Source organism: Lichenicoccus roseus, from assembly GCF_005844085.1.
Lineage (GTDB): Bacteria > Pseudomonadota > Alphaproteobacteria > Acetobacterales > Acetobacteraceae > Lichenicoccus > Lichenicoccus roseus.
Window position 1 is genome coordinate 123,045 of sequence record NZ_VCDI01000010.1, and the last position, 18,783, is coordinate 141,827.

Annotated in this window: 19 protein-coding genes and 1 tRNA gene; 13 read left to right on the plus strand and 7 right to left on the minus strand. The window is 67.1% G+C overall.

The genetic code is table 11. The features are described 5' to 3' along the window. Positions 1-15 precede the first annotated feature (15 nt). The gene (locus tag FE263_RS20065) at positions 16-1,029 is read right to left on the minus strand and encodes a sulfate ABC transporter substrate-binding protein (RefSeq protein ID WP_138327820.1); all 1,014 of its coding nucleotides are present in this window, start codon (positions 1,027-1,029) and stop codon (positions 16-18) included. Between the two features lie 281 nt (positions 1,030-1,310). Here FE263_RS20065 and rpmI point away from each other — a divergent pair, with 281 nt between their 5' ends. The 7 genes from rpmI to lepA all read left to right on the plus strand — a co-directional run bounded on the left by rpmI (position 1,311) and on the right by lepA (position 10,307). Further along, positions 1,311-1,514 (plus strand): 50S ribosomal protein L35, encoded by a 204-nt coding sequence (gene rpmI / locus FE263_RS20070; RefSeq protein ID WP_138327846.1) that lies wholly within the window; start codon positions 1,311-1,313, stop codon positions 1,512-1,514. A 14-nt stretch (positions 1,515-1,528) separates the two neighbouring features. Next, on the plus strand, positions 1,529-1,885 hold the full coding sequence (rplT, locus tag FE263_RS20075; RefSeq protein ID WP_138327821.1) for a 50S ribosomal protein L20: 357 nt from the start codon (positions 1,529-1,531) through the stop codon (positions 1,883-1,885). A 71-nt stretch (positions 1,886-1,956) separates the two neighbouring features. Beyond that, positions 1,957-3,024 (plus strand): phenylalanine--tRNA ligase subunit alpha, encoded by a 1,068-nt coding sequence (gene pheS, locus FE263_RS20080; RefSeq protein ID WP_138327822.1) that lies wholly within the window; start codon positions 1,957-1,959, stop codon positions 3,022-3,024. A gap of 3 nt (positions 3,025-3,027) precedes the next feature. Then, positions 3,028-5,532 carry a phenylalanine--tRNA ligase subunit beta gene (gene pheT, locus FE263_RS20085; protein ID WP_138327823.1) on the plus strand — a complete coding sequence of 835 codons (2,505 nt, stop codon included), beginning with the start codon at positions 3,028-3,030 and terminating at the stop codon, positions 5,530-5,532. Between the two features lie 46 nt (positions 5,533-5,578). Next, complete coding sequence (locus FE263_RS20090) at positions 5,579-7,657, plus strand: DNA/RNA helicase domain-containing protein (protein ID WP_138327824.1); 2,079 nt, start codon at positions 5,579-5,581, stop codon at positions 7,655-7,657. Between the two features lie 45 nt (positions 7,658-7,702). Beyond that, positions 7,703-8,491, plus strand: a complete 789-nt coding sequence (locus FE263_RS20095) for an SDR family oxidoreductase (protein ID WP_138327825.1) — start codon at positions 7,703-7,705, stop codon at positions 8,489-8,491. A gap of 10 nt (positions 8,492-8,501) precedes the next feature. After that, entirely contained in the window at positions 8,502-10,307 is a 1,806-nt protein-coding gene (gene lepA / locus FE263_RS20100; protein WP_138327826.1) for a translation elongation factor 4, read from the plus strand. 21 nt (positions 10,308-10,328) lie between these two features. Here the strand turns inward: lepA and FE263_RS20105 are convergent, their stop codons facing one another. The 4 genes from FE263_RS20105 to FE263_RS20120 all read right to left on the minus strand — a co-directional run bounded on the left by FE263_RS20105 (position 10,329) and on the right by FE263_RS20120 (position 13,746). After that, positions 10,329-11,123 carry an SDR family NAD(P)-dependent oxidoreductase gene (locus tag FE263_RS20105; protein WP_138327827.1) on the minus strand — a complete coding sequence of 265 codons (795 nt, stop codon included), beginning with the start codon at positions 11,121-11,123 and terminating at the stop codon, positions 10,329-10,331. Between the two features lie 26 nt (positions 11,124-11,149). Continuing rightward, positions 11,150-11,992, minus strand: coding sequence for an SDR family NAD(P)-dependent oxidoreductase (locus tag FE263_RS20110; RefSeq protein WP_138327828.1), 843 nt, complete (start codon positions 11,990-11,992; stop codon positions 11,150-11,152). A gap of 105 nt (positions 11,993-12,097) precedes the next feature. Further along, positions 12,098-12,766: a GntR family transcriptional regulator gene (locus FE263_RS20115; protein WP_171034248.1), complete on the minus strand. Its 669-nt coding sequence runs from the start codon at positions 12,764-12,766 to the stop codon at positions 12,098-12,100. A 17-nt stretch (positions 12,767-12,783) separates the two neighbouring features. Continuing rightward, the gene (locus FE263_RS20120) at positions 12,784-13,746 is read right to left on the minus strand and encodes a 2-keto-3-deoxygluconate permease (protein ID WP_138327830.1); all 963 of its coding nucleotides are present in this window, start codon (positions 13,744-13,746) and stop codon (positions 12,784-12,786) included. Positions 13,747-13,941: 195 nt separating this feature from the next. Between FE263_RS20120 and FE263_RS20125 the strand changes: the two genes are divergently transcribed. Together FE263_RS20125 and FE263_RS20130 are read left to right on the plus strand one after the other, a co-directional pair. After that, positions 13,942-14,031: transfer RNA gene (locus tag FE263_RS20125), tRNA-Ser, on the plus strand. 153 nt (positions 14,032-14,184) lie between these two features. Continuing rightward, entirely contained in the window at positions 14,185-15,405 is a 1,221-nt protein-coding gene (locus FE263_RS20130) for a tyrosine-type recombinase/integrase (protein ID WP_138327831.1), read from the plus strand. Here FE263_RS20130 and FE263_RS20135 read toward each other — a convergent pair. Together FE263_RS20135 and FE263_RS20140 are read right to left on the minus strand one after the other, a co-directional pair. Beyond that, on the minus strand, positions 15,365-15,631 hold the full coding sequence (locus FE263_RS20135) for a helix-turn-helix transcriptional regulator (protein ID WP_338086748.1): 267 nt from the start codon (positions 15,629-15,631) through the stop codon (positions 15,365-15,367). The two genes, FE263_RS20130 and FE263_RS20135, sit on opposite strands and share 41 nt — an antisense overlap. Positions 15,632-15,871: 240 nt before the next feature. Beyond that, entirely contained in the window at positions 15,872-16,078 is a 207-nt protein-coding gene (locus tag FE263_RS20140) for a helix-turn-helix domain-containing protein (protein WP_138327847.1), read from the minus strand. 172 nt (positions 16,079-16,250) lie between these two features. Here FE263_RS20140 and FE263_RS20145 point away from each other — a divergent pair, with 172 nt between their 5' ends. The 4 genes from FE263_RS20145 to FE263_RS20160 all read left to right on the plus strand — a co-directional run bounded on the left by FE263_RS20145 (position 16,251) and on the right by FE263_RS20160 (position 18,754). Next, positions 16,251-16,697: a twin-arginine translocation signal domain-containing protein gene (locus FE263_RS20145; protein ID WP_138327833.1), complete on the plus strand. Its 447-nt coding sequence runs from the start codon at positions 16,251-16,253 to the stop codon at positions 16,695-16,697. After that, complete coding sequence (locus FE263_RS20150; protein ID WP_138327834.1) at positions 16,694-17,050, plus strand: hypothetical protein; 357 nt, start codon at positions 16,694-16,696, stop codon at positions 17,048-17,050. Before FE263_RS20145 ends, FE263_RS20150 begins: the two co-directional genes overlap by 4 nt. A 368-nt stretch (positions 17,051-17,418) precedes the next feature. Next, on the plus strand, positions 17,419-17,661 hold the full coding sequence (locus FE263_RS20155; protein ID WP_138327835.1) for a plasmid mobilization protein: 243 nt from the start codon (positions 17,419-17,421) through the stop codon (positions 17,659-17,661). A 352-nt stretch (positions 17,662-18,013) separates the two neighbouring features. Next, complete coding sequence (locus tag FE263_RS20160) at positions 18,014-18,754, plus strand: DUF7146 domain-containing protein (RefSeq protein ID WP_240759979.1); 741 nt, start codon at positions 18,014-18,016, stop codon at positions 18,752-18,754. Positions 18,755-18,783 lie beyond the last annotated feature (29 nt).

Sequence of the window (18,783 nt, forward strand, 5' to 3'; positions counted from 1 at the left end):
CTGGGCTCGCGAGGGTCACTTGCCGGCCGAGTAGATGCTGTCGAACACGCCGCCATCGGCGAAATGCTTGGCCTGCACTGCCGGCCAGCCACCGAGGGAGGCGACGTCATAGACCTTGATCGCCGGGAAGTCGGCCTTGTGCTCGGCGAACACCGCCGGATCGATCGGCCGGTAGTGGTGCTTCGCCGCCAGCTCCTGGCCCTGGTGGTTGAACAGGAACCGCAGATAGGCCTGCGCCACCGCGCCGGTGCGCTTCTTGTCGGTCACGCTGTCGACCCAGGCCACCGGCGGCTCCGCCTTGATGCTGCTCGCCGGATAGACGACGTCGAACTGGCCGTCGCCGACATCGTGCGCGGCCAGCAGCGCCTCGTCCTCCCAGGCCAGCAGCACGTCCCCCTCGCCACGCTGCACGAATGTGTTGGTGGCGCCGCGCGCGCCGGTGTCGAGCACCGGCACATGCTTGTACAGCTTGCCCAGGTAGGACTCGGCGCTGGCCTCGCTGGCGCCTGGCTGGTGCAACGCCCAGGTGTAGGCGGCGAGATAGCTCCAGCGTCCGCCGCTGCTGGTCTTCGGGTTCGGGGTGATCACCTCGACGCCGTCGCGGACAAGGTCGGTCCATCCGGCCAGGTGCTTGGGATTGCCGTGCCGGACCAGGAACACCACCGTGCTGGTGTAGGGCACCGAATGGTTCGGCAGCCTGCCCTCCCAGTCGGCGGCGAGCAGGTGGCGCTGGGTCAGCACGTCGATGTCCCAGGCAAGGCCGAGGGTCACCACGTCCGCCTGCAGCCCGTCCATCACCGCGCGCGCCTGCGCGCCGGAGCCGCCGTGCGAGGTCTTGATTTCGACGGTCTGGCCCGATTTCGCCTTCCACTGGGCGGCGAATGCCTGGTTCACGTCCTTGTACAGTTCTCGGGTCGGATCGTAGCTGACGTTGAGCAGCGAGAGGTCGGCGGCCCGCGCACCGGCGCCGCTCAGGGTTCCGATCGCCAGCACCATGGCGAGAACGCCGGACAGGCTTCGCAAGGCCATGAATGTCCTATTCTACAAACGTTTCCGTATGATTTTCACCGGATGACCGAACTTCCACGTTTTGCGATGGTTGGTCAATCAGGCGGCGGTCCAATCGAGCCCCCCTGTCGCGGCGGGATGCCCTTGTCCCGGCGGCGGCGGGCGTCTATACACCCGCCCTCGATCGCGCGTCCGGGCCTGGAATGGGCATGCCCGGCCGCGACGGCTGCCCGGCCTCACCACGGACCGGCATCGTCATGTCATCGCGGCATCACGAGGCAGCATTCCAGAAGGAGATGCAAATGCCCAAGATGAAGACCAAGTCGTCGGTCAAGAAGCGGTTCAAGATCACCGCGACCGGCAAGGTGCTCGCAGGCCCCGGCAACAAGCGCCACGGCCTGATCAACCGCCCGCAGAAGATGAAGCGGACCAACCGCGGCTCCCAGACGCTGACCGAGATGGACGGCAAGACGGTGAAGCAGTGGGCCCCCTACGGGCTGGTATGAGGAGCATCTGAGCCATGGCACGCGTCAAGCGGGGCGTTACCACCCACGCCCGTCACAAGAAGGTTCTCGACCAGTCGAAGGGCTTCGTCGGCCGGTCGTCGACGAACTACCGGATCGCGCTCGAGCGGCTCGAGAAGTCGCTGCAGTATGCCTACCGGGATCGTCGCAACAAGAAGCGCGAGTTCCGCGGCCTGTGGATCCAGCGCATCAATGCCGCCGTCCGCGAGCACGGCATGACCTACAGCGTATTCATCAACGGCCTGCACAAGGCCGGCATCGAGATCGACCGCAAGGTGCTGGCCTCGATCGCGTTCGACGACAGCGCCGCGTTCGCGGAGATCGTGAAGAAGGTGCAGGGCGCGCTCGCCTGACCCCTACCACCTGATCTTGCTAATGACGGGCCGTCCTGCGAAGGACGGCCCGTTTTCGTTGGGAGCCGCCGATGTCGGATGATTTGGACGCCCTGCGGCAGGAGACGCTCATCGCCCTCGACGCAGCAGGCGATCTGCGGGCCTGGGATGCGGTGAGGGTGGCGACGCTCGGCAAGTCCGGCCGGCTGACCGGACTGCTGAAGGAGCTGGGCCGCGCGGCGCCAGAAGAGCGGCGCATCCGGGGCGCCGCGCTGAACCGGTTGCGCGACGAGCTGACGCTGGCGATCGAGGCACGCGGCAGGTCGCTCGAGGCCGAGGCGCTGAATGCGAGGCTGGCCAGCGAGCGCGTCGACGTCACGCTGCCGGTGCCGACGGGCGGTGGCGGCTCGATCCACCCGATCAGCCGCACCATCGAGGAGATGGTGGCGATCTTCGGCGCCATGGGGTTCCAGCTCGCGGAAGGGCCGGACATCGAAACCGACTGGCATAACTTCTCGGCGCTCAACACGCCGTCGCACCATCCGGCGCGCACCGACCACGACACCTTCTATCTGCCGACGCCCGAGGGTGAGGCCACCCGCCTGCTGCGCACGCAGACCTCGCCGGTGCAGATCCGAACCATGCTGAACCAGGCGCCGCCGATCCGGGTGATCGTGCCGGGTCGCACCTACCGCGCCGATCACGATGCCACCCACTCGCCGATGTTCCACCAATGCGAGGGGCTGGTGGTGGATCGCGGCATCACGCTCGGCCATCTCAAGGGCTGCGTGATCGAGTTCCTGCGCGCCTATTTCGACCAGCCGACGTTGCCGGTGCGGTTCCGCGCCTCGTACTTCCCGTTCACCGAGCCCTCGATGGAGATCGATATCGGCTGGGACCGGCGCTCCGGCGAGATCGGCGGCGGCTCCGACTGGCTGGAGGTGCTGGGCAGCGGCATGGTGCATCCGCGCGTGCTGGCGAACTGCGGCATCGACCCGCGCGAGTTCACCGGCTTTGCATTCGGCATGGGCATCGAGCGGCTGACCATGCTGAAGAACGGCATTCCCGACCTGCGCTCCTTCTACGAGAGCGACATACGCTGGCTGCGGCACTACGGCTCCTCGCCGCTGCTGCCCGCCCTGCTGCACGAGGGCCTGTAGGCGATGAAGTTCACCCTGTCCTGGCTGCGCGACCATCTCGACACGACGGCGACCCAGGCCGAGATCCTGGCGGCGCTGAACCGAATCGGCCTCGAGGTGGAAGGCGTCACCGACCGTGGCGCGGCTTTGGCACCGTTCCGCACCGCGCGCATCGTCGCCGCCGACCAGCATCCGAATGCCGACCGGTTGCGCATCTGCCGCGTCGATATCGGGCGCGACACGGGTGAAGGCGGCATCGGGCCGGAGGGCGACGACCTGGTGCAGGTGGTGTGCGGCGCGCCGAACGCCCGCGCCGGTATCTCGGTGATCTTCGCACCTCCAGGCAGCGTCATCCCCGCCACCGGCGCCACGCTCAAGGTCGGCTCGATCCGCGGCGTCGAGAGCCACGGCATGCTGTGCTCGCTGCGTGAGCTCGGGCTCGGCGAGGAGCATGACGGCATCGCCGAGCTGCCGGACAACACCACGCCCGGCCAGAGCTACGCCAACTTCGCCGGCCTCGATGACCCGGTGATCGAGATCGCCATCACGCCGAACCGTGGCGACGCGCTGGCCATACGCGGCATCGCGCGCGATCTCGCGGCGGCCGGGCTGGGACGGCTGCGGCCGTGGCTGGCCCAGACCGTCGAGGGCCTGTTCCCGTCGCCGGTTGGCTGGCGCATCGATTATCCCGAGGCTTGTCCGTACGTCCTTGGGCGCACCGTGCGCGCCCTGCGCAACGGCCCCAGCCCGGACTGGCTGCGCGAGCGGCTGGTGGCGATCGGCCTGCGCCCGATCTCGGCGCTGGTCGACATCACCAACTTCTTCACCTTCGACCTCGGCCGGCCGCTGCACGTGTTCGACGCCGGCAAGCTCTCGGGCAGCGAGCTGGTGATCTGCCGGGGCGCCGGCGAAACCCTGCGGGCGCTCGACGGGCGCGACTACATCGCGGGTCCGGAGGATTGCGTGATCGCCGACGATGCCGGCGTGCAGTCGTTCGCCGGCATCATGGGTGGCGAGGCCACCGGTGTCTCCGAGACGACCACCAGCGTGTTCATCGAGTGCGCGTTGTTCGATCCCATCCGGGTAGCGCTGGCCGGCCGCCGGCACGCGATCAATTCCGACGCACGGCAGCGCTTCGAGCGTGGCCTCGACCCGGCACTCCCGGTGGCGGCGCTGGAGGCGGCGACGCGGATGATCCTGGAGCTGTGCGGCGGCGAGGCCAGCGAGGTGGTGGTGGCCGGCGAGCCCCCCGCCTGGCAGCGCGAGGCGCGGCTGCGGTTCGAGCGCATCGCCGGGCTGGGCGGGCTGGAGGTGGCGCCGGACGACGCGGTCGCATCGCTGGAGGCGCTGGGCTTCGCGGTGCGTGCGCGCGATGCGGCCAGCGTGCTCCTCGACGTGCCGTCCTGGCGCAACGACATCGCGATGCCTTCGGTGCTGGATGCGGCGCCGGATCTCGATCCGGCCCGCCGGCTCGGTGTCGATACGGTGTCGGTGATCGAAGCGGAGTGCGACCTGATCGAGGAGGTGCTGCGGCTGCGCGGCCTCGATGCGGTGCCGCCGGTGACGCTGCCGCCGCCTGGCCTCATCACGCGTGGTCCGGTGCCGCTGCCGTCGCTGACGCCGCGACAGGCACGCACGGCGGTGGCGCGGCGCATGCTGGCGGCGCGCGGGCTCGCCGAGTGCGTCGGCTTCTCCTTCATCTCGCGCGACGCGGCCGAGCATTTCGGCGCCATTCCGGACAGCCTGCGCCTGCTCAACCCGATCGCCGCCGATCTCGACCAGCTACGTCCGACCCCGCTGGCAAGCCTGGCGCTGGCGGCGCGTCGCAATGCCGCGCGCGGCGCGGATGCGGTCGGGCTGTGCGAGATCGGGCCGGGCTTCGGCGAAGGTGGCCAGTTGTTGATCGCCGCCGGGCTGCGCACCGGGCAGGCACCGCGTCGCCCGGGTGTGGGTCCGGAGCCGGCCAGCGTCTGGCAGGCCAAGGCTGATGCGCTTGCCGTGCTGGAAAGCCTGGGCGTGCCGATGGAGGCACTGAGCGTCACCGCCGATGCTCCGGCGCACTACCATCCGGGCCGCTCCGGCACGCTGCGGCAAGGTCCGAAGCTGGTGCTGGCACGCTTCGGCGACCTGCATCCGGGGGTACTGAAGGCGCTCGGGCTGGACGGTGCGGCCGCCGGCTTCGAGCTGTTCCTCGATGTCGTGCCGGATCCGAAGCGTCGCCGTCGAGCGGCCCCGGACCTGCCGGCGTTCCAGCCGCTGACCCGGGACTTCGCGTTCCTGGTGGCACTCGAGGTGACCGCGGACGCGGTGGTGCGGGCTGCCCGTGGCGCCGAGCGCACGCTGATAACGAAGGTCAGCCTGTTCGACGTCTACGAGGGCGAGAAGGTGCCGCAGGGGCAGAAGTCGCTGGCCATCGAGGTCGTGCTGCAGCCGCGTGAGCGCAGCCTCACCGATGCGGAGATCGAGGCAGTATGCGCGAGGATCGTGGCGGCGGTTGGCAAGGCGACCGGCGGGGTGCTGCGGGGGTAGGTTTCGTTATGGTTCTGTAAGGAGTTTGTTGCTAGCTTCGGCGTCGATGAACCACGTGTCTCCGAACGAACAGACTGCCTCCGGCGCCTGGTGGTCGGATAGCGTCGCATTGTTTCTTGCCGCGGCGCCGGCTGACCTGCTGGGACGGCTGGCGCATGCGGCGACGCGCCACCACCGCATCAACGAAGCGACGCAGTTGCGCGCCTGGCAGCGCCAGATCGCCATCCTGCGCGAGACCTTGCTGACGCTGCCGCAAAGCCGCGGCTGGCGTCTGCTGCTGGAGTTCGAAATCCCGCGCTTCCGCCGGCGCATCGATGCGGTGCTGCTGGCCCCGGCCGGCATCTTCGTCCTGGAATTCAAGGTCGGCGCTACGGCCTTCACCGACCAGGACCGGCAGCAGGTCGCCGACTACGCGCTTGACCTGCAGGACTTCCACGCCGGGTCGCGTCGCCACCCGATCCTGCCGATCCTGATTGCGACCGAAGCCGTCGCCGGTCCGCAGACCTTGCCGTTCGCCTTCGACAGCTCCGGCGATGTGCTCGATGCGGATCCCGGCAGTCTGCCTGGACTACTGCAGGACCTTGCGCGGCTGCTGCCGAACCATCGACGCGCGCTGGACATGCCCGGATGGGAGTCTGCCGCGTACCGCCCGGTGCCGAACGTGATCGATGCCGCACGCATCCTGTTCTCGCGCCAGGGTGTGGCCGAGATCCTCAGCGCCAGGTCGGATGCGACCAATCTAACCCTGACCACCGACCGCATCGCGGCCCTGATGGCCTCCGCGCGCGCGGATCGTCGCAAGGTCATCCTGTTCGTCACCGGCATTCCGGGCGCCGGCAAGACACTGTGCGGCCTCAACGCCGCCTTCACCGTCGAGACCGGCATCGGCGCCGCCTTTCTGACCGGAAACCCGACCCTGGTGCATGTGCTGCGCGAGGCGCTGGTGCGTGATGCCATCGCGCAGGGCGAGAAACGCGCGCCGGCCGCGCACCGGATCAAGGGCGTGATCCAGGCGCTGCCCGCCTTCCGCGACCTGCATGTCCGCACCGGCGAGGTGCCGGCCGAGCGCGTCGTCGTCATCGACGAGGCGCAGCGCTGCTGGGACGCGACGCAGGCGGTCGGCAAGACCCGCGACCGTCCGGTGCAGCTGAGCACGTCCGAGCCCGCGCACCTGCTCGACATCATGGCCCGGCATGACGATTTTGCCGCCATGATCTGCCTGATCGGCAACGGCCAGGAGATCCATGACGGTGAAGGCGGCCTTGCCGAATGGGGTGACGCGCTGCGGATACGACCGGAATGGCGGGTATTCGCGGCCCCCGCAACGCTTGCCGCCGCAGAGCCACGCAACCGGCTGCCGGCATTGCCCGGAATGGTCGTGGAGCCGGCGCTGCATCTGAACGTGCCGGTCCGCTCGTTGCGACACAACGCGGCGCCCGACTGGGTGGACGCTGTCCTGCGTGGAGATGCCGGGGCGGCGCGCGCGATCATCACCCGCGAAGGCGACGTGCCGTTCCGACTGACCCGCAGCCTGAGCGCGCTGCGCGACGGGCTGCGGTCCGCCTGTCGCGGGTCAGTGGAGCCGACCCACCGCGCCGGCCTGATCTGCAGCGCCGGCGCGCGGCGACTGCGTGCGGAGGGACTTGGCGCCGAGTTGCCGCACATGGAGGCGGACGCCGTCGCCCGCTGGTTCCTCGACCGGTACCCTGCCGACGTGCGGGCCTCCGACGCCCTCGAGCAGGTGGCCACGCAGTTCTCGGTGCAGGGCTTGGAACTGGATCATGTCGGCCTGTGCTGGGATGCCGACCTGATCCGCATGCCCGGCGAGATGTCGGGCGAGACCGGCTGGCGCGTACGGTCATTCTCCGGCACCGACTGGCAGGTCCGGCGCGACGCCGAGAAGATCGCCTACCGCATCAACACCTACCGCGTGCTTCTCACCCGCGCACGCTACCAGACCATCATCTGGGTGCCGGCAGGCGATGCCGCCGATCGCACTCGTGATCCGACGACCCTCGACGGGATCGCCGCCTTCCTGCGCAGCTGCGGGGTGCTCGATCTCGCGGCGCCTGCACGACCGAACCAGCGCCAGGCGGTGCCATCGCCGCAACTGCTCCTGGCCTAAGCCGCCGACCACCCTACAATCACCGCCGGTCACGGGCGGATGGCAATGACAGGACGAGGCTCACGACTGCAGGATCGCGTCTGCGTGGTGGCCGGCGCCCTCGGCACCCTGGGCGAAGCCGTCGCGCGGCGGCTTGCCGAGGAAGGCGGGATCGTCGTCGGCATCGACCGTCGCCCGCACGCCATCGGCACCCTCGCCCTGCAGGCCGACCTCGCCGACGAGGCGCAGGTGCAGGCCGCCTACGCCCGCATCCATCGGGAGCTCGGCCGCATCGACGTCATCCACAACAACGCCGGCCTGATCGACCAGGCGGACCACTCGGCGCTCACGACCAGCCTCGAGACCTGGAACGCGGTGCTGGCCGGCAACCTCACCACCACCTGGCTCAGCTGCAGGCACGGCATCCCCGTCATGCTGCGCAACCGGCCGGCGAAGGGTTCGGTGATCAACACCGCATCGTTTCTGGCCGGCATGGGCGCCGCGTCCGCACAGATGGCGTTCAACGTCGCCAAGGCCGGGGTCGAGCAGTTGTCCCGCGACCTCGGCGTCCACCTCGCGCGCAGCGGCGTGCGGGTGAACAGCCTGGCGCTGGGTCCGATCGAGACGCCGCAGCTCCGGCAGACCTTCGACCGCATCGGCCCCGAGGAGGCCGCCCGACGTTTCGTCCACATGCCGATGGGACGCTTCGGGACAGTGGAGGAGTTCGCCGCGACCATCGCCTACCTCGCCAGCGACGATTCCGGCTTCGTGACGGCGTCGAGCTTCCCGCTCAATGGCGGCATCCCGGCCGCCTTCACCGTAGCGCCGGCTGACTTTCCCCCCATAAACGACTAGAACCCGCATCATGACCGACACGCCGCTCTCGCTGATCCGCAACTTCTCGATCATCGCCCATATCGACCACGGCAAGTCCACGCTCGCGGACCGGCTGATCCAGACCTGCGGCGGCCTGACCGAACGCGAGATGACCAACCAGGTCCTCGACAACATGGACATCGAGCGCGAGCGCGGCATCACCATCAAGGCGCAGACGGTCCGGCTCAGCTACCCGGCCAAGGACGGCAAGACCTACGTCCTGAACCTGATGGACACGCCCGGCCATGTCGATTTCGCCTACGAGGTGAGCCGGTCGCTGGCCGCCTGCGAGGGCTCGCTGCTGGTGGTGGACGCCTCCCAGGGGGTCGAGGCGCAGACGCTCGCCAACGTCTACCAGGCGATCGACGCGCACCACGAGATCGTCCCTGTGCTTAACAAGATCGACCTGCCGGCCGCCGAGCCCGAGCAGGTGCGCCAGCAGATCGAGGAGGTGGTCGGCATCCCCGCCGACGACGCCATCGAGATCTCGGCCAAGACCGGGCTGAACATCATCGGCGTGCTGGAGGCGCTGGTCACCCGCCTGCCGCCGCCGGTGGGTGACGCCGATGCCCCGCTGCAGGCGCTGCTGGTCGATAGCTGGTACGATGCCTATCTCGGCGTGATCATCCTGGTGCGGGTCAAGAACGGGCGCCTGAAGCGGCACTCCAAGATCCGCATGATGTCGAACGGCGCCACCCACACGGTCGAGCAGGTCGGCGTGTTCAGCCCGGCGATGCGTCCGCTGGACGATCTGGGCCCCGGCGAGATCGGCTACATCAACGCCGCCATCAAGACGGTGGCCGACTGCAACATCGGCGACACCATCACCGACGACCGCCGGCCCGCCTCCCAGGCGTTGCCCGGGTTCAAGGCGTCGATCCCGGTGGTCTGGTGCGGGCTGTTCCCGATCGACGCCGACGATTTCGAGAAGCTGCGCGAGAGCCTGGGCAAGCTGCGGCTGAACGACGCCAGCTTCCATTTCGAGGCGGAAACCTCGGCGGCGCTCGGCTTCGGCTATCGCTGCGGCTTCCTCGGACTGCTGCACCTGGAGATCATCCAGGAGCGACTGACCCGCGAGTTCAACCTCGACCTGATCGCGACCGCCCCCTCGGTGGTCTATCGCATCCACCGCACCAACGGCACCGAGGAGGAGCTGCACAACCCGGCCGACATGCCGGACGGCAGCCTGATCGAGAGCATCGAGGAGCCCTGGATCCGCGCCACCATCATGGTGCCCGACGAGTATCTCGGCCCGGTGTTGACGCTGTGCAACGACCGTCGCGGGCGGCAGGTGGACCTCACCTATGTCGGCACCCGGGCGATGGCGGTCTACCGGCTGCCGCTGAACGAGGTCGTGTTCGACTTCTACGACCGGCTGAAGTCGGTCAGCCGCGGCTATGCCAGCTTCGACTACGCGATGGACGGCTACGAGGAGAGCGACCTGGTGCGCATCTCCATCCTGGTCAACCTGGAGCCGGTGGACGCACTGTCCTTCATCGCCCATCGCAGTGCCGCCGAGACCCGCGGACGCTCGATCTGCGGCAAGCTCAAGGACCTGATCCCGCGCCAGCTGTTCAAGATCGCCATCCAGGCGGCGATCGGCGGGCGGGTGATCGCGCGCGAGACCATCGGCGCGCTGAGCAAGGACGTGACCGCCAAGTGCTATGGCGGCGACATCAGCCGCAAGCGCAAGCTGCTCGACAAGCAGAAGGAGGGCAAGAAGCGCATGCGGCAGTTCGGCAAGGTCGAGATCCCGCAGACCGCGTTCCTCGCCGCCCTCAAGATGGACGCCTGAGCCAACCCGGCCAGGCCGCGCTCAGCTCCCGGCGCCGACCGGCTTGTCCACTGCCGGATCGAACGGGAACATCAGTCCGGCGGCCAGGAAGCCGCCATCGACGTTGAGCGTGTGGCCGGTGATGTAGGCCGCGTCGTCGGAGGCGAGGAACACCGCCGCCACCGCGATCTCCTCGGGTTCGCCGTAGCGGCGTTGCGGGATCAGCCGGTGATAGGCCTCCACCGTCTCCCTGGTATGCATCCCCTTGCCGGTCTCGGTCGCGATCGGTCCGGGCGCGATCGCGTTCACGTTGATGCCGTGATCGGCGAATTCCACCGCCATGATCTTGTTGAGCACTTCCAGCCCGGCCTTCGACGCCCCGTAGGCGGAGCGCCCGACACCGCCCTTCTGTCCCGACAGCGAGACGATATTGACGATCTTGCCGCCGCCGCCTCGCTTGATCGCAAGGCGTGCAAATTGCTGGCTGCACAGGAACGCACCGGTCAGGTTGATGCGAAGGATGCGCTCCCAGGTCTCGAGCGAGATGTCGACGACCAGCTCCGTCGAGCCGATGCCGGCATTGTTGACGAGAATATCGACGCGTCCGAGCCGGGCGACTGCGGTCTCGAAAAGCCGCTCGATCTGGGCTGCGTCCGATACGTCCGCCGCGATCGCGATTGCCCGCCCGCCGATTTCGGATGCCGTTGTCCCGGCCAGCGCAGCATCGCGGTCGCTCACCACGACGATCGCCCCTTCGCGCGCCATCGCCTCCGCGGTTGCCCGGCCGATACCACGCGCCGACCCCGTGATGACGGCAACCCTGTCCTTCAGCTTCATCGTGAGTCCTCTTCGGTCCTTGTCGTTCAGGTGGCCTTGCAGGTCAGGCCGCCATCGACCGGCAGACACACCCCGGTGATGTAGGCGGCGGCATCGGAGGCGAGAAACACCGCCGCATGGGCGATATCCCACCCGGTGCCCATCCGCCCGACCGGGCAGGCCTCATGGCGCGCCTGCACCATCGCCTCGATATCGGCATACTGGCTGCCGATCTGCTGGTAGATCAGCGGCGTATTCATCAGTCCGGGCATGATCGCGTTGGCGCGGATACCCTGCCGCGCATACTGCAGTGCAAGGCCGACGGTGAACTGGTTCACCCCGGCCTTGGCGGCGTAGTAGGCCGAGTATGGGTAACCGGTGTAGCGGATTGCCGCCATCGATGAGATGTTCACGATCGCGCCCCTGCCCTGCCGGAGCATCGCCGGCAGCACATGCTTGCAGGTCAGGAAGGCGCTCTTGAGATTGACGTCGAGCACGACGTCCCACTCCTCCTCGCTCAGCTCGACCGGGCCGCCCATGATCGTGGTGCCGACGTTGTTGTGCAGCACGTCGATACGACCATGCGCATCGAGCACGGTCTCGACGACTGCCTGGATGCTCGCCGAGTTCGTGACGTCGGCCTGCATCGCCACGCAGCGCCCACCGAGTTCAGCGATAATCACCTCGGTCTCACGCGCGGCGTCGAGCGCGCGATCGACCGCGATCACGATGGCGCCTTCCTGCGCGTAGGCAACCGCCGTTGCTTTCCCGTTGCCCCAGCCCTCGCCGACGCTGCCGCCGCCGAACAGCAGGACCACGCGCCCGGCCAGTCGATTACCCCTGGGCGGGATCTCTGCATCGGCGGCGGAAGCCGGCTTGAGCGTGCTCATCCCAAATCTCCTGAATACCAGATGGGGCCTGCAAGAAGGCAGACAGGCCCTCGCAGGCCGGACGCGATCCGGCTCGCGGGGCCGGCTTCGGGGGGCTGGATCCGGTCAGGCATCTTTCTCTCCCTCATTCCGTGCCGCCGGGATCGCGAGCCGGCCGCCCGGATCGATCGTGAATTGCCGGCCCCACAGCAGATGAGTTTGCATGCGCTGGCGGGCCTCGTCCGGATTGCCATCCCGCAAGGCGTTCACGATGGTGCGGTGCTGCGCCGCGTTGACTGCCAGTCGCTCGGGATGCGCGCCGTGCAGCCGGCGTGACAGCTGGTACATCCTGTCCCGAAGCTGATCGAGCGCTCGCACCATGGCCGCATTCCGGTGGAAGCCGACGAGTGCTGCATGGAATTCGAGATCGAGCTGATGATACCGGCCGGTATCCCGCGCGCATGCCGTCTGCTCCTGCTCGATGAGGATGGCGTCGAGCTGGTCCGACTGCTCGCTGGTCAGCCGCCCGGCGAGGGCCGCCGCGATGTGGCATTCGAGGACCAGGCGCATCTCGTAGAAATCGATGATCTCCTGTGACGTCACCTCCGGCACCCGAAGGCCGCTGTTCGGCGTCGCCACGACGAGGCCGGCGGCACGCAACCGCTCCAGGGCGGACCGCACGGAACCCAGGCCGATGCCAAGGCGCGCCGCGAGACTGCGTTCGGACAGCGGATGGGTGCAGTCGTCCCCGAGCAGGTGCTCTCGGATCGCCGCGAGGGCATCGTCCTTCAGCACCGCATGGCCCCGACGGGCTACCGCTCCCGCGCTACCGGCCGGCGGCGGGCCCACCAGGCGGTCAGCACGGGTGTCGCGAGGCTGGTCACGATCACCGAGGCCGCGACCAGGATCGTCGCCGGCCCCGCGGCGTCGCGATAGGCGGGCTGGGCCGCGGCGACCAGGGCAGGCACCGCAGCGGCATTGGCAGCGGTGGTCGCCGCCGCCAGTCCGGCGGTTCCGTTGCCACCGCAGATCCGGTCGACGACCAGCAGCGCGGCGCCCGACACGGCGACGATCGCAAGGCCAAGGGCCAGGCCGAGCAGCCCCGCTTCCCAGACCCGCCGGAGGTCCAGCGTGCAACCGATTGCGAAGGCGAAAAACGGGATCATGCTCGGCGCGGCCCGGCTCAGGAAGCTCCGCATCTCGCGGTCGAGGCTGCCGAGCACGATGCCAAGCGCCAGCGGCAGGATCGCACCGACCAGGGTCTGCCAGGGGAAGGCCGCGAGCCCGGCGGCGCCAAGGCTGACCATGGTCAGGAATGGTCCGGATTCCAGGCTCATCACGGCGTAGGCGCCGGCTTCCTGCGCAGTCCCGAACTGGCCCATCAGCGCCATGTAAAGGCCACCGTTGGTGTCGTTGAGTGCTGCGACCACCGCGAGCGCCGAGAGGCCGGCGAACCAGCCGTGCGCCACCGGCCGCTCGCCGAGGAAGTGGCCGAGCAGCAGGCCGGCCAGCAGTCCGAGCACGATCTTGGTCAGCAGCAGCGAACCGCCACGGCTTACTACCGTCGAGAGCGCCCGCAGCTCGATGGTCGCTCCCATGCACACGTAGAACACCGCGAGGATCGGCAGCGCGCCGGTAAACAGGGCGCCGGTGAAGGAGCCGAAGGTGGCTGGCGTACCGGGCGCGAAGGTGTGGAACAGGGAGCCGATCACCAGCGGCACCAGCATCATGCCGCCGGGAATAGCTTCGAGGCCGCGCTTGATCGGCAGCTGCATGTCGTTCCTCCGTGGAGCAGCAGGCCAACCTGTTGCACTTCCACTGACATGTCAGCCAGGCGACGTTTGGGCAAGAGCGGCCGCGTGACCGGCAGCTTCTCATCTTCGAGAGGCTAGCGATGCGGTATCGACGGGGTCGGGTGCAGCGGTTCGAGGCTTGAATGCGGCGCGGCTGCTGCTATGGTCCGCCGCCCCGGAGGGATGGCCGAGCGGTTTAAGGCGCACGCTTGGAAAGCGTGTGTGCGTGAAAGCGTACCGTGGGTTCGAATCCCACTCCCTCCGCCAGCACCAACATCGGAGCGGTCCATAACCTTCCAAGAATGTTGAAAAATGCGCCACTTAGCAGCAATTTAGCTTCCAGGGTCTTCCGGGGTATCCCCCTACAATCCGCGTGCAAGGTCGGGTATCAACCGGGGTAGAAATTCCGGGAGGTGGGGTATGGCGCTGACTGATGCCGAAGTCAGGAAGGCAAAGCCAGCCGACAAGCGCTTCAAGCTCTACGATGGCGGCGGACTTTACCTGATGGTCGAGACCAACGGCTCGAAGCTCTGGAGGATGCGCTACGAGCTGGCCGGACGGGAGAAGTCCCTGTCCTTCGGCCCCTATCCTGCCATCACCCTGGCAGCTGCCCGGCAGGCTCGTGAAGCGGCGCGTGCTGAATTGCGATCCGGTGGCGATCCGAGCCAGACGAAGATCGCGCGCCGGCTGATAGCGACATCCACCGACAATTATTTCGAGCCGATTGCGCGGGCTTGGCACCAGCAGCAGCTTCCGACTTGGGGCTCGCCGAAGCACGCTGCTGACGTTCTCGGAAGCTTGGAAAAGCACGTATTTCCTCGCATCGGCAAGCTGCCGATCCGCGACATCACCGCCCCGATGATCCTTGCGAGCCTGCGGGACGTGGAGCGGACAGCCGGTGAGACGGCGCACCGGATCAGGCAGCGGATCAGCGCGGTGTATGCCTACGCCATCGGCGCGGGTCTGGCCGACGCCGACCCGGCCGCACCCATTGGCAAAGCACTCAAACCGGTGACACGCGGCAAGCAGCCGGCCATCGTCAAGCTGGACGACTTGCGGGCGATGCTGCGGCACGTCGAGGCCAACCCTGCGCATGCGGTGACTAAGCTGGCCAACCGGCTGCTTGCGCTGACCGCCGTCCGATCCAACGAGGTGCGTGGCGCGACTTGGACCGAGTTTCATGGCCTGGACGGCCCGGCGCCGGAGTGGCGCATCCCGGCCGAACGGATGAAGATGTCGCGCCCGCATGTTGTGCCGCTCTCCCGGCAGGCGGTCGAGGTAATCGATGCGGTGCGAATCGCCACTGGTCGTGCGCCGTTTCTGTTCCCGAACACTCGCAACCCCCGCAGGCCGATGAGCGAGAACGCGATCGGCTATCTGCTCAATCGCTCCGGCTTCCACGGCCAGCACGTCCCACACGGATGGCGGGCCGCGTTCAGCACCATAATGAACGAGGCGCATCCGGCCGACCGGGCCATCATCGACCTGATGCTGGCGCACGAAAACAAGAACGCGGTCGAGGCGGCTTATAATCGCGCACAGCATCTGGAGCGGCGCCGGGTGCTGGCGCAGGCATGGGCCGACATGTTGCTGGCCGGCGCTACGCCTGCCGTCGATCTGCTGCATGGTCCTGCCCGGTAACGATGGCAGCGACCCACGCATCGATTTCACGCTCGACCCAACGGACAGTCCGTGGGCCAAGTGGCCTAGCTTTCGGAAACGCTCCGGTTGCCATCCGGGCATATATCGTTGACTGGCCGAGGCCGACCCGCGCCTTCACTTCATGAATGGAGATCAGGCGGTCACCGGGCAGGATGGCGTCCGGGAGCAAAGCTGTCATTGCGATATGCGTTCCTTTCGGGACCATGGCGGAGCATCACGAACGCCCCCGGCCTGATCTGGAATATCGAGCGACTATCAGAACCTGCAATGTCCTGAGTCGAGCGGCTTGATCGCCCTTTGCATCTATGCAAATCGATCGTTTCGATTCCAATAGTTGGAACTACCTACGATATTGCTTGATCAATGCGTTACGTCGTTCGGGCTGCCGAAATCAGCGGCGCAATTTGCCAGGTTAATTCGTCGTCAACGCATGACGGCTTCGTGGCTATTGGGCCGACCGTAGCCGAACGCCGGGACCGCCGCCGTTCTGCGCGATGAACCCGACGCCCGCAGCCTCCAGCGCCGACTGAATCGCCAGAACGGTGCGTGGATAGAGCGCGTCGCCGCGCTCGAAGCGGGCAATCGTGTTGGGAGATACCGACGCTAGTTGCGCGAGGTCACGCACACCGAGGTCAAGTGCGGCGCGAGCCATGCGGCACTGCGCCGCCGTGATCGTCATGCAGTAACACCGTTACTAAGTTCTTGACGGCCAACCCGGCAAGTCGGTATCAGTGTAACTAGCTTGCGCAATCCGCACAAGCTTAAGCGGCTGGCGAGGGTGCGCTAACACCTATCGCCAGCCTAACCACACCGAGGTCATTCGGATGGCTTACGCACACGATACCACACGGCGGGACGTTCTAGCCGCTCTAGGCGCCACGGGCCTTGCCGGCATCATCATTACGGGGATCGCCCGGCCGGATAATTTTGGGGCACCGACGATCGATCGTGACCAGCGGCTGCTGGACATGGCGGCTGAACTGCAGGCCACCGAGCGCGAGAGGAATGCGCTGAACCTGCCTTGGGCGCATCGGCTCGACCCAGCACCCCGGCACGTCGTCGACAAGCTGTCAGCCTTAAGTGACCATGCCGAGGCGCTGCGCGAGATGATCGCCGCCCTACCGGCCGAGGGCGCCCGAGGGAGGGCTGCCAAGGCGCGTGTCGCGCTGGAGCAAATTCATGTTTTCGCTGGTGGACTGACCCTGGACGCGAACGAAATGCTTTTGGCCTCGCTTTGCGAGGACGTGCTCTCGGCGGAGACGCGGATATGAGCAATCTCGCCCGACTAGGATTGCAGCCAGATCCAGATGCCAACGATCCCGACGCACGCCTGTTCCAACTCTTGGAACAGGCAGCGCGGTGCCAGTCTGCGTGGGAGGACTGCCGGTCGCATTCTGCGGCATCGGACTTCGTCACGACCGAGAGGGCCATCGCTCGCGCCCCAGCGGTGAGCTTGCTGGCGCTAATAGATAAGGCTGAACACGCACTCGCCGGGTGGCGTGACGACAGCGACAGCAAGCACGACAGAATCTATGCGGCGCAGGCAGCGGCACTCGCGCAGGCGGTCGACATTCTTCGATTATTCACCGAGCAGGACATCGCAGAGCGGCGGGCGCGCGAGTGAACGCCGCTGAAGCCTGCGCTGATCCGGCTATCGTGTCGGCGGCGCTCGCGTTTATGGCCGGCGCTTGCACCGCAATCGGCGCGGCACTGGTGGTCGGGCGACGGCGAGCATTACGCGCGCTGCAAAACATGCAGGCCCGGCGGTAACCTTCAACGATCCGGGGCGGCGGCGCGGGATTAGTTCTCACGCCGCCGTGACCGCTACATTGAAAACATTAGACAATCCGTCAGGCTAAGTATTCGCGATTGTGCAAACTTGCACGATACCATCTCGCACCTGCAATTTAGTTGATAAAACAAATCAATGTCGCATATATGGGAATGAGTATTTCGAGCGGCGCATCACGGCCGCTATCGCGGAGTAATCCCATGTACAATTCGGCGCCAGATCCACGCGGCGAGCGTCCGATCCTGCTTCGTTTGACCGCATCAGAACACGCTCGCATCGCGGCAGCCGCCAAGCGCCACGGCCAGCCGGTCGCGACTTTTCTTCGGAACGTCGGCACCAACATCAGGCCGGAAACGGTGCTCGACGCTGAGGTGTCAGCGACGCTCAAGGCCGCGCAGCAGCGGGCCTACGCGCGCCGCGCTGCGCTTTACGAGGACGCCTAATAAGGAAAGCCCTGCACGGCGCTTGGCGGCACCAGCAGGGCTCTGAGCTTTTGACGATTTTACCCGCGTGACGGCGGGCGACTGACCGAAACGTAAAGCGAAGACAACACCGCTTTATACCAAATGGATCCAGTCAGCCGCAAGCTCCACGCTCCCCGATTGGAGCATTCTTGCACAATTTCTCGTGCCGGCACTGTGTCCCGGCGATCCGGACTCTGACCCGCAACAGCGGGGAGAAGCGGCCTACCAACATTCTTGAGCTGCTGTCCGAGTTGGCCGCTGCCGAGGGGAACGTCGCCCTTGCCGACCAGCTTGCCTGGGAAGCGCATGACGCTCGGTCGGAGGCCGGCCGATGATGTTTCCTCCGCGCCAGCGCCTTCCCGACGCCGTGTTCGCCGCGATCAGGTCCGCAACCCCATTGCCGGCCTTGATAGGCCGTAGCGTCACGCTGAAGAAGGCTGGCAGGCCATGGATCGGCCTTTGCCCGTTCCATGATGACACCGCGCCATCGTTCGCCGTCTATGAGGCCGGATATCACTGCTTCGCATGCAGAGCCCATGGTGACGCTTTCGATTGGCTGCGCCACACACAGGGGGCCAGCTTTCCCGAGGCAGCGAACACGCTGGCGATCGAAGCAGGGCTAGAGCGACCGTTCCCGAAGCTTGGCCGCGTGGCCCTGCCGGTTGCCCCGCCGCCTCCCGTGGTCCGCGTTCTCGAGAAAACGAACGACGACGTCGACCGGTCGGCCGAGGCGTTTGCGATCTGGGACGCGAGTGTTTCGCCCGTCGGAACGCTGGCCGAACGCTATCTGGCCAGCCGTGGGCTAGAGCTGCCGGAAGGCGATGCGATCCGGTTCAACCCGCACTGCACGCGCGGGCTCAACATCCTGCCAGCCATGATTGCGCTGATGGTCGACCCGATCACCAGCGAGCCGCGTGGCATCCATCGCACGTTCCTAAGGCACGACGGCAGCGGGAAGGCAGACGGAACAGCTCGCATGATGCTGGGCAGGGCCGGTGTCATCAAGCTGCATGACGCGGATGAGCGCCTAGAGCGGAATCCGATCAGTCTGGTTCATATCCGGCTGCGGTGAAGTAATTGGCGCAATCTTGTGGCGAGAAG

Excerpts from the sequence above, each read along its gene's own strand:
- FE263_RS20130 (WP_138327831.1), top strand. The coding sequence starts at position 14,185 with ATGGCGCTGACTGATGCCGAAGTCAGGAAGGCAAAGCCAGCCGACAAG.
- rplT (WP_138327821.1), top strand. The coding sequence starts at position 1,529 with ATGGCACGCGTCAAGCGGGGCGTTACCACCCACGCCCGTCACAAGAAG.
- pheS (WP_138327822.1), top strand. The coding sequence starts at position 1,957 with ATGTCGGATGATTTGGACGCCCTGCGGCAGGAGACGCTCATCGCCCTC.
- lepA (WP_138327826.1), top strand. The coding sequence starts at position 8,502 with ATGACCGACACGCCGCTCTCGCTGATCCGCAACTTCTCGATCATCGCC.
- FE263_RS20160 (WP_240759979.1), top strand. The coding sequence starts at position 18,014 with ATGATGTTTCCTCCGCGCCAGCGCCTTCCCGACGCCGTGTTCGCCGCG.
- FE263_RS20155 (WP_138327835.1), top strand. The coding sequence starts at position 17,419 with ATGTACAATTCGGCGCCAGATCCACGCGGCGAGCGTCCGATCCTGCTT.
- pheT (WP_138327823.1), top strand. The coding sequence starts at position 3,028 with ATGAAGTTCACCCTGTCCTGGCTGCGCGACCATCTCGACACGACGGCG.
- FE263_RS20120 (WP_138327830.1), bottom strand. The coding sequence starts at position 13,746 with ATGCAGCTGCCGATCAAGCGCGGCCTCGAAGCTATTCCCGGCGGCATG.
- rpmI (WP_138327846.1), top strand. The coding sequence starts at position 1,311 with ATGCCCAAGATGAAGACCAAGTCGTCGGTCAAGAAGCGGTTCAAGATC.
- FE263_RS20150 (WP_138327834.1), top strand. The coding sequence starts at position 16,694 with ATGAGCAATCTCGCCCGACTAGGATTGCAGCCAGATCCAGATGCCAAC.
- FE263_RS20105 (WP_138327827.1), bottom strand. The coding sequence starts at position 11,123 with ATGAAGCTGAAGGACAGGGTTGCCGTCATCACGGGGTCGGCGCGTGGT.
- FE263_RS20090 (WP_138327824.1), top strand. The coding sequence starts at position 5,579 with ATGAACCACGTGTCTCCGAACGAACAGACTGCCTCCGGCGCCTGGTGG.
- FE263_RS20110 (WP_138327828.1), bottom strand. The coding sequence starts at position 11,992 with ATGAGCACGCTCAAGCCGGCTTCCGCCGCCGATGCAGAGATCCCGCCC.
- FE263_RS20065 (WP_138327820.1), bottom strand. The coding sequence starts at position 1,029 with ATGGCCTTGCGAAGCCTGTCCGGCGTTCTCGCCATGGTGCTGGCGATC.
- FE263_RS20145 (WP_138327833.1), top strand. The coding sequence starts at position 16,251 with ATGGCTTACGCACACGATACCACACGGCGGGACGTTCTAGCCGCTCTA.
- FE263_RS20135 (WP_338086748.1), bottom strand. The coding sequence starts at position 15,631 with ATGGTCCCGAAAGGAACGCATATCGCAATGACAGCTTTGCTCCCGGAC.
- FE263_RS20095 (WP_138327825.1), top strand. The coding sequence starts at position 7,703 with ATGACAGGACGAGGCTCACGACTGCAGGATCGCGTCTGCGTGGTGGCC.
- FE263_RS20140 (WP_138327847.1), bottom strand. The coding sequence starts at position 16,078 with ATGGCTCGCGCCGCACTTGACCTCGGTGTGCGTGACCTCGCGCAACTA.